We start from the raw sequence: 15,424 nt of genomic DNA, 5'->3' as shown, positions 1-15,424 counted from the left end.
CTTTGTCGGCGATCCCGCGGCAGCGGGCCAGTTAAGCAAGCACCCACCGCCGACAGGGTCGGCTCCTACCAGGCATCGAACACAAGCATAAAAGGCTGCGACTCCGAAGCTGCAGTTCTTCATATGTGCAGGTGAAGCCGTCCGACTTCGTCAGACTGAACGATGACGAGACTCAATGAGCCACCGGGGCGAACACACCCGCGTCAAGACGCATCTTGTACGGTTTCGTATCTGTATAAAAATATTCGAAATTGTCTGCATTTCGAACCGCTTGTTCGCGATTCTCCCTTGCCAAGGTCTGCACAGCTTGATAACCGTACCGATAATCCGCCGTACCCTGGTAGAACGCGTTGTAGTGAGTGTACTCGTGCGCCATCGTTCCGACCTGCGAGTCGGTAACGTCAAATTCGGGAATCCTGAAAAACCGGTCGCAGAAATACATCGTGTACGTCGATTCAGTGTCTACATGCGCGGTTACTCGCTCGTCGGATATGTCGGGACATCCACACCGAATGGCCTGCTCCGTCCCTAAGGCGCGCTTTGACGTCGCCATGATGGTCTCGAATACACGAGCGTTGTTGTTCAAACCCCATCCTTCGCTATAGATCTCGGGCTCAGAGTCGTCGTGTATGCCAAACCAGCGCGTGTATCGAGGATGTGGCTCAAATACATATTTGAGGTGACCGTTTTCAACGATGGGCACGTAACGCGCGCGCAAGAAAGATTCGGCAGCGGTAAGGCGATGAATTGTCGCAAGACGTACGCGCGAGATAGTTTGCGCCTGCTGCGCGTTGCACTTAAGTTCATCGCCCCTCGCACTCGAACGATGAACGTACGCGGTATCGTCGATCGAAATCCGAATATCGTCGGAAGATGCAACAGTCTGAGTAGATGGGAAGAAGGATGCCCTTTCAGCACCCGAGACAACGTCGGGATCCGGCTGATGGGCAAGGTTCAATACGTATCGAATCCGGTAAGTCGAATGTGGCTTGAAGCGATACTCTCTGCCTATATCGAGATCTTTTTCCAGGACTTGGCCGGGATACAGCGTAATGAACGAGTCCATGGTGAGGCGTCCGAAGTTGGCCCAGGAGCCACTATAGAAAACCTCGTTCCCACGTTCGTCGCGCACCTGGAAAATCGACTTTGCCAGACGACCGCCAAACCCGACAAAGGGCGTATCCCATTTCATGATCGACACGGGCTTGTCGCCCGAGTTTTCGATTCGCACGGCTACCAAGGCCGGATGCGAAGGATCGCGAACGGTGGGCGTGCTCAGGCTTACTTCGATATGCCCATCGGCAAGGGCAGTGCTTGGCGCCACAAGTGACGATACCGCCAGGCACAGGGTTGCTGCGCGATTTCGGTTCAGCATGGCCGTCTCCTTCTTGTATAGGTGTTCAACAAGTTAGGGGCGAATGACACTGCTGAATACGCGATTATTCTGAATTATGTATCGGGTTTTGGACGACCGGCTGCCGCAGGATCGCCGACAGGGTCGGCTCCCACCAGGATCTAATACCGCTATCGAACATCGGGCACAAAAAAACCGCGGCCCGAAGGCCGCGGCTTTTCATCACATACCGAAGTGCGTGACGCTTACTTCTTCATCAAGCCCGCGAGGGTCTTGCCGAGGTCGGCCGGGGACTTGACCGTGGTCACGCCCGCCTTTTCGAGTGCGGCGAACTTCGCGGCCGCCGTGCCCTTGCCGCCGGAGATGATCGCACCGGCGTGGCCCATGCGCTTGCCCGGAGGAGCCGAGGCACCCGCGATGAACGAGACGACCGGCTTCTTCACGTACTGGCCGATGAACTCGGCCGCGTCTTCCTCGGCGCTGCCGCCGATTTCGCCGACCATGATGATGCCTTCGGTCTGCGGGTCGTCCTGGAACAGCTTGAGGCAGTCGATGAAGCTCAGGCCGTTGATCGGGTCGCCGCCGATGCCGATGCAGGTGGACTGGCCGAGACCTTCGTTCGTGGTCTGGAACACCGCTTCATAGGTGAGCGTGCCCGAGCGCGAAACGATGCCGACCTTGCCCGGCTTGTGGATGTGGCCCGGCATGATGCCGATCTTGCACTCGCCCGGGGTGATGACGCCGGGGCAGTTCGGACCGACCAGGACGACGTCCGGATGGGACTTCAGCACGTTCTTCACGCGCATCATGTCGAGCACGGGGATGCCTTCCGTGATCGCGACGATGACCTTGATGCCACCGTCGATGGCTTCGAGGATCGAGTCGGCGGCGAACGGCGGCGGCACGAAGATCACCGAGGCGTCGGCACCGGTCTGGTCGACGGCGTCACGCACGGTGTTGAAGACCGGCAGGCCGATGTGTTCGGAACCGCCCTTGCCCGGGGTCACGCCACCGACGATCTTGGTGCCGTAGTCGATCGCCTGTTCGGCGTGGAAGGTGCCCTGCTGTCCGGTGAAACCCTGGACGAGGACCTTGGTGTTCTTGTTGATCAGGACGCTCATGTTGCTTTCGCTCCTCAGGCCGCGGCGGCCACGGCCTTTTGGGCCGCATCGTTGAGATCGTCGGCCGGCGTGATCGCCAGGCCCGAGTTGGCCAGCAGTTCGCGGCCCTTCTCGACATTCGTGCCTTGCAGGCGTACGACCACCGGAATTTTCAGGCCCACTTCCTTCACGGCCGCGATGATGCCTTCGGCGATCAGGTCGCAACGCACGATGCCGCCGAAGATGTTGACCAGGATGGCCTTCACCTTGTCGGACGAGAGGATGAGCTTGAACGCCTCGGTGACGCGCTCCTTGGTGGCACCGCCGCCGACGTCGAGGAAGTTGGCCGGCTCGCCGCCCGCCAGCTTGATCACGTCCATCGTGGCCATCGCCAGGCCGGCGCCGTTGACCATGCAGCCGATCGTGCCGTCCATCGTGACGTAGTTGAGGTTGTGCTGGACGGCGGCCGCTTCGGCGGCGTCTTCCTGCGTGAGGTCGCGCATGGCGGCGAGGTCCGGGTGGCGGAACTCGGCGTTGTCGTCGGAGTTCACCTTGCCGTCGAGGGCGGCGAGGTTGCCGTCGGCGAGGATCGCCAGCGGGTTCAGTTCGACGAGGGCGAGGTCCTTCTCGTTGAAGAGCTTGTAGAGGCCCATCATGATCTTGACGAGCTGGCCCACCTGCTTCGGATTCAGGTCCATCTTGAACCCGAGATCGCGGCACTGGTACGGCTGCAGGCCTTCGACGAAGTCCACCACGATGGTGTGGATGTCTTCCGGCGTGTCGTGGGCGACCTGTTCGATGTCGACGCCGCCGTGCTTGGAGGCGATGAACGAGATCGACTTGGTGTCGCGATCGGTGAGGATCGACAGGTACAGTTCCTTCGCGATATCGGTCGCGTCGGTGACCAGGACCAGGTTCACCGGCAGCGCGCGGCCGGCGGACTGGTAGGTTTCCATGTTCGTACCGAGCATGCCCTTGGCGGCGGCGCGGACGTCATCGAGGCTGCGGCAGAACTTCACGCCGCCGGCCTTGCCGCGGCCACCGGCATGGATCTGGGCCTTGACCATCCACTGGGTACCGCCAAGGTGCTTGGCGGCATCGACGGCGGCGTCGGGAGAGTTGGCGATCTTGCCCGGCGGCACGGCGATGCCGTACTTGGCGAACAGTTCTTTAGCCTGGTACTCGTGGAAATTCATTCGATACCTCGAGCGAACGGAGAAAACGTGTGAAAGCGTGCGGGCCGGGAGGCTCGCACGGGGAGGGGGGATGAATCGATTGCGCCAGTTTCACGCAATACGGCCGCGTATTTTCCCGGAAGGCGCCCCGGATGGAAAGGGGCGATGCGGCATTCGCAGGCCCGCCACCTTATACTGACGGCTATCCACGGCCCCGGGGGGCCCACGGCGGAGAAGTATCCAGGTGTCCACGCCCGCGTCGACCATCGCCGTCCGAGCCAGCGCGAACCAGACCACCGCGCGCCACGAACTCTTCTTTTTCAACTACTTCCGACTCGGCCAGGCCGCGGTCTACACCGCGTTGGCGTTCCGCCCCGAGCACATGAACTGGCCGGCCCTGCCGGAACCGGTGTTCGCCCGCCTGTTCGCCCTGGCCTACCTGCTGGCCGCCCTGGTGATGGTGGCCCGCACCCGGCAAACCCTCAACCGGCCGGTGCTGATCGTGTCGATCGGCCTCACCCTGGATATCGCCGCGGCCCTGCTGGCCCTGGTGCTGATGCACGACGTGCGCATGGGCGTGGCCATGATGCTGGCCGTGAACATCGCCACCGGCGCCTTGCTGCTGCCGTTCCGCCTGTCGATGTTCTTCGCCGCGCTGGCCACCCTCGGCATGCTCGGACACTCGGTCTTCGACCTGGATTCGGCCGACGGCACCGATCGCGAGATGGTCGAATACGGCCTCTTCGGCGCCGCTTATTTCGCCTGCGCCTCGTTGTGCTACGTGCTGGGCCGCAATATCCGGGCTTCCGAGGCGCTGGCCGAGCAGCGCGGCATCGACCTGGCCAACCTGTCCCAGGTCAACGAACTGATCATCCGGCGCATGAAGACCGGCGTGTTGCTGGTGGACGAGAGCAATCGTATCCACCAGCTCAACGAATCGGCCTGGATGCTCATGGGCAATCCCTCCGCCGAGCAGCGCGACCTCGGCAGCCTCGCGCCCGAGCTGTCACGACGCCTGTACCACTGGCGCACTTCCGGCAAGCTCGACGAGAGCGCCACGATGCTCGCCGACGGCACGCCGGAAGTGGTGCCACGCTTCTCGCGCCTGGCGCCGAACGACGACTCGCACGTGCTGATCTTCCTCGACGACACGTCCCTCGTGTCGCGGCGCGCCGAGGAACTCACCCTCAGTTCGCTGGGGCGGTTGTCCGCCTCGATCGCCCACGAGATCCGCAATCCGCTGGCCGCGATCCACTATTCGGCCCAGCTGCTGGCGGAATCCACGGACATGAACGATACCGACCTGCGCATGGTCGAGATCATCAACAACCATTGCTCCCGCCTCAACGAGATCATCGAGAACATCCTGCAACTCTCGCGGCGCGAGCGTTCGCGACCGGAAACCCTCGACCTGGGCAAGTGGGTGCATCACTTCGTCACCGAGTACCGCCAGGGCAACGACCTTGGCTCGGACATCCTGCGCGCGGTGTCCGGCAGCGAGCCGGTCGCCGCCGTGGCCGACCCCCAGCACCTGCAGCAGGTGATCTGGAACCTGGTGCAGAATGCGCTGCGCTATGGCCGCCTGCCCGGCGAGACGGCGCGGGTGATGCTGGTGGCCCGGCATTCCGAGGCCGGCATCCCCATCCTCGAGGTGATCGACCGCGGCCCGGGCATCCCGCCCAAGGTGGCCGCGCAGATCTTCGAGCCGTTCTTCACCACGCACGAATACGGGACGGGACTGGGCCTCTACCTCGCCCGGCAGATGGCCGAGGCCAACCAGGCGGCCCTGGAATACGTGCGAGTGGCCGGCGGTGGCAGTTGCTTCCGTATCAGCCTGACGCCGCCCGCACGCACGGCCGTCGCGGCTCCCGTGGCGGCACGCGCGTGAACGCCGCCCTTTGCGTATGCCGCCCGGGCGGTTACATTTGGACTATTCACCGAACCTGTCGGACCTAATGAGCAAGCAGACCGTACTGGTCATCGACGACGAACGGGACATCCGCGAGTTGCTGACCATCACACTCGGTCGAATGGAACTCGACGTCGACGCCGTGGGGAGCGTCAGCGAAGCGCGGAGCGCATTGGCAGCTCGGCGTTACGACCTGTGCTTCACCGACATGCGGCTGCCCGACGGCAGTGGCCAGGAGATCATCGAGCTGATCGCCGCCAACCACCCGGACATGCCGGTGGCGATGATCACGGCCTATGGCAATGTCGACGCGGCGGTCAACGCGCTCAAGGCGGGGGCCTTCGATTTCGTTTCCAAGCCGGTGGACATCCACCTGTTGCGCCGCCTCGTGCGTACGGCGCTTCGCTTGTCCGAGGAACGCAAGGCGGGTGGCGGCAGCAAGACCTCGCCCGGGGCCGATCGCCTGATCGGCGACTCCGCCGCGATGACCGAGGTGCGCGGCAAGATCGCCAAGCTCGCACGCAACCAGGCGCCGGTCTACATCGCCGGCGAGTCCGGCGTGGGCAAGGAACTGGTCGCCCGCCTGATCCACGAGTTGGGGCCGCGCGCGACCGGCGCCTTCGTGCCGGTGAACTGCGGCGCGATTCCGTCCGAGTTGATGGAAAGCGAATTCTTCGGCCATCGCAAGGGCAGCTTCACCGGCGCGCATGCCGACAAGGAAGGCCTGTTCCAGGCCGCCCAGGGCGGCACGCTGTTCCTGGACGAGGTGGCGGAACTTCCCCTGCACATGCAGGTGAAGCTGCTGCGCGCCATCCAGGAAAAAGCGGTTCGCCCCATCGGCGGCCGCGACGAGATTCCGGTGGACGTCCGCATCCTCTCGGCCACTCACAAGAACCTCGCCGCACTGGTCGAGCAAGGCCTGTTCCGGCAGGATCTCTTCTACCGTATCAACGTCATCGAACTGCGCGTTCCGCCGCTACGCGAACGTCGCGGCGACGTGCCGAAGCTGGCGGACTTCATCCTCCGCCAGCTGGCCACCGAAGCCGGTGGCGAACCCGGCCGCCTGCGCCCGGAAGCCCTCGCCGCGCTGGAGGCCTACCAATTCCCCGGCAATGTCCGCGAACTGGAAAACATCCTCGAACGCGCCATGGCGATGTGCGAAGGCGACACGATCGAAGCCGAAGACCTGATGCTGCCCCAACGCACCGTCACGCCGGCGCTGGCCGCCGTGACCGAAGCCGCCGCCCCGGCCTCCGCGGCACACGCCCTACGCAGCGCCGCGACCGACGGCTCGCTCGAGGATTACATCTCCAACATCGAGCGCGACACGATCATCAAGGCGCTGGAAGAGTCGCGGTATAACAAGACAGCGACGGCGAAGAAGCTGGGGATCACGTTCCGCGCGCTGCGGTACAAGCTGAAGAAGCTCGGCATCGACTGAGCACGGATTTGCCCGAGAGGGCGAGATCTGACAAGCGCGCCCGGACTTCGCCGGCGGCGCCACCGCCGCTCGATTCCCATACTGACTGATAGCCCATCGCCATCTCGGCGATGTCGGCGCCCTTCCCTCATGGAAAAGGATTCAGTCATGCGCGCACTGCTCGGCGTCATCGCGACGCTTGCATCCCCCGTTGCCGCGGCCTATGTCGTCGAACATTGCCCGCGACCGACGGCGATCGTGAATCATCATGGCGTCCACAAGGCAACGGCACAGGACTCGCGATACGAATGGGTAGGTATCGCACCCGCGGGAAACGACGGCGGCGTGCTTCGCTTCGAGGAAGCGGTCTTCTATCCCGGCGGTGAAACCGCAACCGACGGAGAGCTGGCCCGTTGCAGCTACAAACTGGAACGTGGCGCATTGGACATGGCCTACCTGGCCACTGTCGGAAGACCGAAGGTCCGCTTGCACGACCGCCATGCCTGGACGCGTGAGCTGGGTCCCTTCGGCGTCGTGTATCACAAGTGCACCGCAACGGATGGCATCGGGTGCACGTTCCGGGCAGTCGATGAATGATGCATTCACCCACCCTGAAAAATCGAGAAATCCTATGAAGACCTGCCATGCCACCCTGCGAGCCACCCTGCTCGCGATGGTCGCCATGTCGTTCCCCGCGATCGCCGACGTAACGCAATCATGTGGATACTCGTGGCCGTCCATCCCGGGATCCGGCCCCGAGCCCCGCATCTATTCCGTCTGGTCCGAAGCCGACGAACGCATCGAATTCCTGGGCGTACCGCTGCCTGCCGCGACCACCATCGATCACCGTGGTGAGATGAGCATCTTCGTCGACGTGCTGGATACATTCACGACGATTCCCGTGAAGGCCATGCTTGACGGACGCGAGATCGACGTACCGATGGCTGCCGAAGGCCGCTGCTCGCCAGATGGCATCGCCGTGCTGGAATGCCCCAGCGGTGCGCGTCCCAATCTGCGACTCCGCCATTTCGTCCTGCCTACGCAGAACGGAGGTCAGTTCACGTATGTCGTTCGCGAGCGGGACGACCCGTCGAAGACGCACACCGCCACCATTCGCATCCGCTGAACGCGGATCCATGGAAACCGAGTGCCAGGCGGTGCGGGCGACGAATCCCGACATCATCTTCGGGTTTGCAGCTGGTTCTACAAGTGCTCACGGTCTCGTGGGCAGTGGGTCATCAATCTGTAGGAGATGAAGACAGTGCGTAGCCAAAGTCCATCCACCCTTCAAAGGATAGGCCGGCACACCAAGCGACCTCGGGAAACGGAAACACATAAGTATGCTGCGGAGCCTCTGTAAGCTCAGGCAGATAGTCGACAATGTCTTCAATATCCCCAGAGAAGGCCAGATCGACCGGACCGTCTCCAATCACGAACACTGTTCCCGCCAAATGCTCCTCAGCAATCAGGCGCTTCATGAACTCAACAAACAGTTCCGGATTATGAACGCCAGCATCACCCTCCCTTATCGCACCAGGCACAGAATCCCATTCCAACCTGTTGCGTGGGAAGGGAAACGCTTTTTCAAGCGCGATCAATAAATCATCGACATCTGCGGTGACCGCCATGCGGCCATCACGCAGTGGAGCATCTAGATTTTTCAATAACACATCATTGTATGAAGGTGGGGAATTCATCGATTCAACCTGTCAGTAATTGAGTCTACCGTCTTCTGTGTGCCCTCGAAATAGAAATGTTCTTTCTCCTTACCACTGAACGTATTGAAATGGGCACCACGTTTATCGTATTCAATCCGGTAGCCAACGCGTCCATCCTCGGTAGCTCGACCTATGACACGCTCTCCACGACTTGCCGCAGGAAAGCGATTAAAAACGTTCGTCACAGCCTTAAACCCACGAGCCTCGAGCCACCGCAATGCGGCATTCCGAGCTTGACTGAATTCAGCTAAACGTGTCCCTGCCGCTACAACTCCATTACCAACCGCCCCTTCTCCGGGCACCCCTCCCGCGACGGCTAGAACCCATCCAATGGGACTACATTGATCAGCTACACATTGGGCGAAATCACCGCCTGGCAACGAGCCTACAGCCGCATCGGCATAAGCAGATGCGGCGTCCGCACCTGCGGCCACCTCGTTATATATATGGGCGACAACGACTTGATCTCCGACACTTTTGTCGCCCAGCGGCCCTCCACGCCCATGACTGCTGTCGTTTAAACCTTGGCCGATACCACTCGTGTAATCCGAGTAAGCGCGCAAGGAGCGGCAAGCCAGACTACATTCCTCATCACGGCCATCAGGATCCATCGAATAGAAAGGATTGCCGGAGACATACAGGTATCGATTGAACTTAAAGTAATTTCCTGCACCACCCGATGACGGATCCACGCTCAGAAAGTGCGCCGTCTGTGCGTCATAGTATCGCGCCTGCATATACACAAGATCAGTTTCGTCATCCTGCACGTGGCCTGTAAATCCAGTGCTGACGATAGCTTCGCCGATAACTTGTGCGCCGTAGGGTCGGTAGTCGACGGAAGTGATCACAACACCCTTAGCATCGCTCGTAGCAAGGACATTGCCCAAAGGATCTGTATAGAAATACGTCGTAGTCTTTTCTGCTGCGGCCGTTGAACTCATAAGCAACAGTAAGAGCATCGTGGGCGTTGCTATTGCTCCACCAAATACGACTTTTCGAATCAATCCCCCAAGAGTTCGTACGTACGCAGAAAAAATTCTATCCAGACCCGAGCAACCCAGCCGTCCTATCCACTCGAGCGTCGAAATGCGAGCCATGCTCATCTCCACGAATCCGTTTGCTTGGTAATGGAACCCATGTATGCGACGTCAAACTCGCTAACTTGAAACTACGTCACAGTCGTTCATTTCGCCAAACTAACCACCAGAAACCAGCGAAATACTCTTCCCTGGTCCCCAAGCAGAACAGCCAACCGCGTTACACGCACGTACCTTGTAGGTCAGCGATCCGGTGAAGAATTTCAGCGAACTCCAACTGGTAGCGGAACTGTCCTGTACGGTTTCCGTATAGCCAGATGGTTGAGTCTCCTGTAGCTCATACCGGGTGGCGTATGCCACGGCCGTCCAGCTGACAAGCACAACGGGCTTGTACGATGGGCCCGATGACGTGACTGAAGGAAGCCCGGGGGTAGGCGGAAGTAACGCTACGGTGACAACGACCTGATTGCTCCACGGCCCACATCCGCCCGCGTTGCACGCCTGCACCGCGTAGACGTACGTGCCGTTCGCCTTGCCACTGAGGTTCCAGATGCCGGCCTGCGTATTGCCGAGCTGGACCCAGCCGGCGCCGTTCGCGTTCTCGAACACGTTGTACGAAGTCGCTCCCGCCACGCCATTCCAGCCGATCGCGTAGCTGCCGTTGTTGCTGGTGCCACCGCCATTGATGGCCGGCGCCGACGCCGGCGGCACCGTGATGCCCACCGCATTGCTCAACCGATAGCCGCTGCATCCGCTGCTGTTGCAGGCCTGCACCTGGTACTGGTACGTGCCGCTGGCCGGCGTGCCGAACGCCGCGCTGGTGGCCGCGCCGTCGTACACCGTGGTCCAGGCCCCGCCGTTGACCTGCTGGATGACCACGTAACGCGTCGCCGTCGCGCTCGCCGCCCAGCTCAACGTCACCGGTCCGGCGACCGGGGCCGAGGCGCTGGCGCTGCCTGGCACCGGCGGTGGCAGCAGCACGCTGACGGTCCAGGTCGGCCCGAACGGCGCGCAGCCGCCCGAGGCACAGGCCTGCACCTGGTAGCCGTAGGTGCCCGTGGCGCGACCGCTGGCCGACCAGCTCGTCGCCGTCGAGGCCGAGACCGTCGTCCACGCACCGCCGTTGACGCTTTCCCGCAGCGTGTAGGACGTCGCGCCAGCGATCGGCTGCCAGCTCATCGCGACGCTGCCGTTGGCGCTGCTGCCCGCACCGCTCAGCGAGACATACGGTCCGGCCACCAACGGCGTGAAGCCGAAGCTCTGGAACCAGGCGATACCCTCCTGCACCGGCTCGAACTGCACCCGGCGCCCATTGCCCAGCAGGAGCGCGGACGGCGTCGCGATCGTCACCGCCGCGTGCTGGCCCGGGGCGATCTCCGGGATGCCCTGGCGGGTGACGTCGAACTGCACGGCGTTGCCGGCCGCGTCGATCAGATGATTGCCCAGGTTCACCGGATGCGGCGCGGCCGAGGCCAAGGTCACCGTGCCGTTGTTGGCAATGTCCACCGTGGTCAGCACGCTCTGCCCGTCCGCCGACAGCGAGGGCGCGGCGGTGATCGTCAGGGTCACGTTGACCTGCTCGCGGCTCAAGCCGGTGACGTTGTTGCAGAGGTTGCCGGTGCCGGCCGTGGGGCAGGCCGAGTACGGGCCGGCGTCCACGGTCGTGTTGTTCGGCCAGTCCTGGAACCAGCCCACGCCGGCCTGCAGCAGGCTGAAGCGGATGCGCTTGCCGGTGCCCAGCACCGCGGGCGCGGCGACGTGCAGGGTGATCGTGCCGTGGCCGCCGACCGGGATGTCCGCCGCCAGGTTCACTCCCGCTTCCGGCTGGGTCGCGGCGCCGGCGCTGTCCAGCAGGTGATACCCCATCTGCACCGGGTACTGGCTGTTGGCCGTGAGCGGCCGCGTGCCGTTGTTGGCGATGTCCAAGGTCACGTCGATGGTCGTGCCGTCGAGCGAGAGGCGCGGCACGCCGACGATCGCCAGCGCCGTCCTGACCTGGGCGGGTTTGAGGATGTCGATGTTCTCGGTCGCCTTGGCGACCAGCTTCTTGCCCAGGTAGACGTACGCGCTGCCCAGCCGCGTGGCCGGGTCCAGCTCCCACATCAGCTGCCCGGCGCTGTTGTACGCGTAGTAGGTGGTGCCCGCCGGGGTGACCTTCTTCACCCGGCGGCCGGCCGCGTCGTAGGTGTACTCGCCCTTGCCCGGGATTGCCGTCAACCGGTTGGCCAGGTCGAAGGTGAGCCCCTGCCCGTCCTTGTTCACCGTGTTGCCGCGCGCGTCGTAGACGAAGGCATGCACCGTGGTCGCGCCGTTGACGATCGCGGTCAGCCGGTTGCTGCCGTCGTAGGCGTAAGTGTTCGTGCCGCTGCCGTTGCTCAGGCTGCGGATGTTGTTCAAGGTGTCGTAGGTGTAGCTCTCCGTGCCCCACAGGTTGCTCGCCGTGGCCGAGAGCAGGCGGTTCAGGCCGTCGTAGCCCATCCCCTTGGTCCGCTGGCCGTTGGCCCGGTCGAGGATCTGGCTGACGTTGCCGTTGCCGTCGTAGGTGAAGTCCTCGCTGACATTCAGCGTGGCGCCCTGGCCGTAGGTGAAGTTGCTCAGCAGGTTGCGCGCGTTCTTCTGCGCCAGGTAGCTGCGGCCGTTGCCCAGCGTGTACGAGCGCACGTCGCCGTCGGCGAAGTAGGCGATGCCGTTGGCGTAGCCGCCCACCGTGGTCGGCCGGCCCAGTGCGTCGGGGTTGTAGGCCATCACCTCGCCGTCCGGGTACAGCACGGTGCTCAACGCCCCGTTGGGGTCGTAGCCGTAGCCCAGCGCCCAGCGCCAGCCGTCCACCGCCAGCACCTCGGCGGTGAGCAGGCCCAGCTTGTTGCGGCCGAAGGTCCAGCCCACCGTGCCCGAGGTGGCCGTGGCCGGGTTGCCCAGGGCGTCGTAGGTGAAGGTGCTGGGCGCGGTGCCGGTGGGATAGACCACCGAGGTGACCCGGTTCATCGCATCGTAGGTGCGCACCGTCCGGGCTGTCTCGGCGACCTGGTCCTGGCCGCAGCCGGCGCCGTTGAACGAGGCACCGGACACACTCCAGGCCAGGTTGTCGGCCCCGTCGTAAGCCAGGATCTCGCTGCCGGACTCCGGCTCCCACGTGCGGCACAGGCGATGCTCGCTGTCGTAGGTCATGGTCTTGGTGACCGACTGGCCGGCGCCGCCCTGGGTGATCGACAGCGGGTTGCCATAGACATCGCGGGCGATGGTCTGCACCACGTTCTCCGGCGCCTGCACGCTGACCACGTTGTCGTAGGCGGGCTGGTCGAAGACCTGGTACCAGGTGGTGGTGACGTTGCCCTTCGGATCGGTCACGCGCTTGGCCGCGCCGGACAGGTACTGCGTGGTGGTGGTCAGGTTGCCCAGCTCGGAACTCTGCGTGGAGCTCGTCGGCCGACCCAGGGCGTCGTAGCCGGTCGCCACGCCGGCGACGATGTTGGTTAGGTCCACCGCGCCGTCGACCGGGTAGGACGCGAACACCTTGCGCCCCTTCCAGTCGTAGTCGGTGCGCGAGGACACGTAGAAGGCCTGGTCGCTGGCCCGCGCCGAGCCGGACATCACCGGACGCAGCATCGCGTCGAAGTCGGTGCGCTGGAACCGGTCGCCCTGGTAGACGATCCGCACCCAGTGGTTGCCGTTGACCCCGCGCGCGGGGCCCACGTAGCTGTACTGGAAGGTCTTCGGCGCCCAGGCCACGGCGTCGCCGGCCGGGTAATCGATCCGGGCCAGGCGGCCGATCGCGTCGTAGCCGTAACTCGTGGTCGCGCCGGCCTGGTTGGTGATCGCGGCGATCTGCCCGAAGTCGTCCACGCTGAGCGTTTGCGAGGTGGCGTCCGGGTAGCCGATCGCCTGCGGGATGCCGCGCTTGTAGTTGCCCAGCGTGGTGGTCTTGCCGTTGCCGTCGGTGAAACTGGCCAGCTGGCCCTGCGCGTTGAAGGTGTAGCCCATCACCTTGCGGCCGAACCGGTAGCGCTCGGACAACGTCAGGCTCGCTGGGTCGTAGACATTGCGGCTGACGGTCTCGCCCGTGGTCAGGTTGTCGCTTTGCAGGGGCAGGCCGAGCACCCAATGTGCATAGTCGTCCTGCAATGTTGTCCGTTCCTGAACGCCATAACCTACGCTGCTGTACCGCTGTATCTCACGGGGCCGTGCAAAACCATCGAACGACAATGCATTCCACGTGTACTGATCGCCATCTTGCTGGACGACCGTGGAAGCCATCGGTATCTGCTGCTGCATCTGCGCATCGTTCATCCGTGTCGACGGCGTATAGCCCCAGGGATGCGCGTATGCGCCAGCACGTGCGTCCTGCGCCGGATCGGGATTTACATACCCGTATTGGATGCGTCTGCGCAATGTCGTGGTATCTGCATCACCGTCGAACACCTCCTCTGAAAGGAGCAGGCTCTCTGAATAGTCATAGCGGTTGCTGAACGTGCTGCGTTCGGCATGACCATCAGGAAACACCACCTTCGTCCATACGGTGCTCACGCAACCCGCCGAGCAGTTTACCGACCAGCTTTCGTTAGACGGCGAATAGGCGTAACTCCAGGTCTGGGTACCCATACCGGCTCCCGATAATTGCCGTTGCGTAATCGCCATGCTGTAGGAAGCATTTGGGATCGAGGCATAGGTGCCGACGCCATTTGGCGTCGCCGGCATATTCGGTCCAGCCACGCAAACCCGGGGAACGTATGACCGCCCCCTTTTTACCGGCTTGATGGTGAAACTGGCTGAGAGCCCGGACGGGTGGGTCATGGACGACGTGTACGGCGTGCCTACATTTGCGGGACTTCCGATGGCGTCGCAGGTTCCCGCTGCGGAGCTCATGTCGAGCCACGCACTATTGAAGGCCGTCAGATCGTACGACCATCGGGCGCCATCCGGCTGCGTAACACTGGAGAGCTGGTAGAGCAGCGTAGGTTTGGTGTACGCGTAGGTCCAGGTACGCGTACCTGCGGCACCGCCCTGTACCGTAACACTGGAGATCCGGGGCGAATTCGCCTCATACACAAAGGTAACGTGTCGGCCATCACTGGCCTCGATGTCCGAGACCTGATCGGTGTCGCCCCTGTAGGTATACGAGACGTAATTCCCGAAACGATCTTCGACCCGCGTCACCAGCATGCGACCCTCCCGTCTCGGAAGGATGTCGTCCAAAGCCGCCATCGGCATCATGACGGCATCCGTGCTCATGGCGGACAGGCTGCTCGGCGAAGAGCCGACTGGCCGCGTCATGGTCGGCATGTAGCGGTAGGTGAGATGGTCCAGGAAGTACTTCGTCCCGTCCGGTGAGACGGCCATGAAGCCCTGTCGTGTCGCATCGTTACTGGCTTGGGCAAGACAGCCAAGCGACCAGTTTTGTTTGGTCACGATGGGGTAGCTGAGTCCCCCGACGCCGGGCATCGCGGTATTGCCGGCAGTCCGAAGGAGCAACTCCTGTGTTCCCTGCCCCGGGATATGCATCTGATAGCCCTGCCACCAACTCGCAGGCTCCCAGTCCGCGCGTGAGGAGTCACCCGCCGGACCGGGCACGCTTGGAGGCTCCCTGAAACTGGTGCAAATCGCCTTCCGGTTGGTTGAGTTCACCAGCCAGCCTATGGGATTGCTGTCATTGCCAGGTGTCACCGTCGTGATCTGGGGCAAATCGATGTCCCAATCACCAAAAGGACGGTACT

10 protein-coding genes are annotated in these 15,424 nt (G+C 62.8%); 4 read left to right on the top strand and 6 right to left on the bottom strand.

All coding sequences use genetic code 11. The features are described 5' to 3' along the window. Positions 1–172 precede the first annotated feature (172 nt). From ACR9Y6_RS18505 to sucC, 3 genes are all read right to left on the bottom strand, one after another. Positions 173–1,375: a M35 family metallo-endopeptidase gene (locus ACR9Y6_RS18505; protein ID WP_481282607.1), complete on the bottom strand. Its 1,203-nt coding sequence runs from the start codon at positions 1,373–1,375 to the stop codon at positions 173–175. 224 nt (positions 1,376–1,599) lie between these two features. Then, entirely contained in the window at positions 1,600–2,475 is an 876-nt protein-coding gene (gene sucD / locus ACR9Y6_RS18500) for a succinate--CoA ligase subunit alpha (protein ID WP_371025111.1), read from the bottom strand. 14 nt (positions 2,476–2,489) lie between these two features. Then, positions 2,490–3,722 carry an ADP-forming succinate--CoA ligase subunit beta gene (sucC, locus tag ACR9Y6_RS18495; protein ID WP_481282760.1) on the bottom strand — a complete coding sequence of 411 codons (1,233 nt, stop codon included), beginning with the start codon at positions 3,720–3,722 and terminating at the stop codon, positions 2,490–2,492. A 151-nt stretch (positions 3,723–3,873) separates the two neighbouring features. Here sucC and ACR9Y6_RS18490 point away from each other — a divergent pair, with 151 nt between their 5' ends. From ACR9Y6_RS18490 to ACR9Y6_RS18475, 4 genes are all read left to right on the top strand, one after another. Then, positions 3,874–5,517 carry a sensor histidine kinase gene (locus tag ACR9Y6_RS18490; protein ID WP_481282606.1) on the top strand — a complete coding sequence of 548 codons (1,644 nt, stop codon included), beginning with the start codon at positions 3,874–3,876 and terminating at the stop codon, positions 5,515–5,517. 67 nt (positions 5,518–5,584) lie between these two features. Next, on the top strand, positions 5,585–6,979 hold the full coding sequence (locus ACR9Y6_RS18485; protein ID WP_481282605.1) for a sigma-54-dependent transcriptional regulator: 1,395 nt from the start codon (positions 5,585–5,587) through the stop codon (positions 6,977–6,979). A 147-nt stretch (positions 6,980–7,126) separates the two neighbouring features. Continuing rightward, on the top strand, positions 7,127–7,555 hold the full coding sequence (locus tag ACR9Y6_RS18480) for a DUF3757 domain-containing protein (RefSeq protein ID WP_481282604.1): 429 nt from the start codon (positions 7,127–7,129) through the stop codon (positions 7,553–7,555). Positions 7,556–7,589: 34 nt separating this feature from the next. After that, positions 7,590–8,084, top strand: a complete 495-nt coding sequence (locus ACR9Y6_RS18475; RefSeq protein WP_481282603.1) for a hypothetical protein — start codon at positions 7,590–7,592, stop codon at positions 8,082–8,084. A gap of 112 nt (positions 8,085–8,196) precedes the next feature. On the opposite strand, the gene ACR9Y6_RS18470 is transcribed toward ACR9Y6_RS18475, so the two are convergent. The 3 genes from ACR9Y6_RS18470 to ACR9Y6_RS18460 form a co-directional block, all read right to left on the bottom strand. Next, the gene (locus tag ACR9Y6_RS18470; RefSeq protein WP_481282602.1) at positions 8,197–8,655 is read right to left on the bottom strand and encodes a hypothetical protein; all 459 of its coding nucleotides are present in this window, start codon (positions 8,653–8,655) and stop codon (positions 8,197–8,199) included. Beyond that, positions 8,652–9,773, bottom strand: coding sequence for an RHS repeat-associated core domain-containing protein (locus ACR9Y6_RS18465; protein WP_481282601.1), 1,122 nt, complete (start codon positions 9,771–9,773; stop codon positions 8,652–8,654). Before ACR9Y6_RS18465 ends, ACR9Y6_RS18470 begins: the two co-directional genes overlap by 4 nt. Positions 9,774–9,872: 99 nt before the next feature. Continuing rightward, positions 9,873–14,312, bottom strand: a complete 4,440-nt coding sequence (locus ACR9Y6_RS18460; protein WP_481282600.1) for a hypothetical protein — start codon at positions 14,310–14,312, stop codon at positions 9,873–9,875. Between the last annotated feature and the right edge of the window lie 1,112 nt (positions 14,313–15,424).

Source organism: Luteibacter sp. TLI7-4A (assembly GCF_056754745.1).
This window is presented reverse-complemented; position numbering and strand designations above follow the sequence as displayed.

Coding starts and splice junctions, on each gene's coding strand:
- ACR9Y6_RS18505 (WP_481282607.1), bottom strand. CDS start 1,375: ATGCTGAACCGAAATCGCGCAGCAACCCTGTGCCTGGCGGTATCGTCA.
- sucD (WP_371025111.1), bottom strand. CDS start 2,475: ATGAGCGTCCTGATCAACAAGAACACCAAGGTCCTCGTCCAGGGTTTC.
- ACR9Y6_RS18485 (WP_481282605.1), top strand. CDS start 5,585: ATGAGCAAGCAGACCGTACTGGTCATCGACGACGAACGGGACATCCGC.
- ACR9Y6_RS18480 (WP_481282604.1), top strand. CDS start 7,127: ATGCGCGCACTGCTCGGCGTCATCGCGACGCTTGCATCCCCCGTTGCC.
- ACR9Y6_RS18475 (WP_481282603.1), top strand. CDS start 7,590: ATGAAGACCTGCCATGCCACCCTGCGAGCCACCCTGCTCGCGATGGTC.
- ACR9Y6_RS18470 (WP_481282602.1), bottom strand. CDS start 8,655: ATGAATTCCCCACCTTCATACAATGATGTGTTATTGAAAAATCTAGAT.
- ACR9Y6_RS18465 (WP_481282601.1), bottom strand. CDS start 9,773: ATGGCTCGCATTTCGACGCTCGAGTGGATAGGACGGCTGGGTTGCTCG.
- ACR9Y6_RS18460 (WP_481282600.1), bottom strand. CDS start 14,312: ATGGGTACCCAGACCTGGAGTTACGCCTATTCGCCGTCTAACGAAAGC.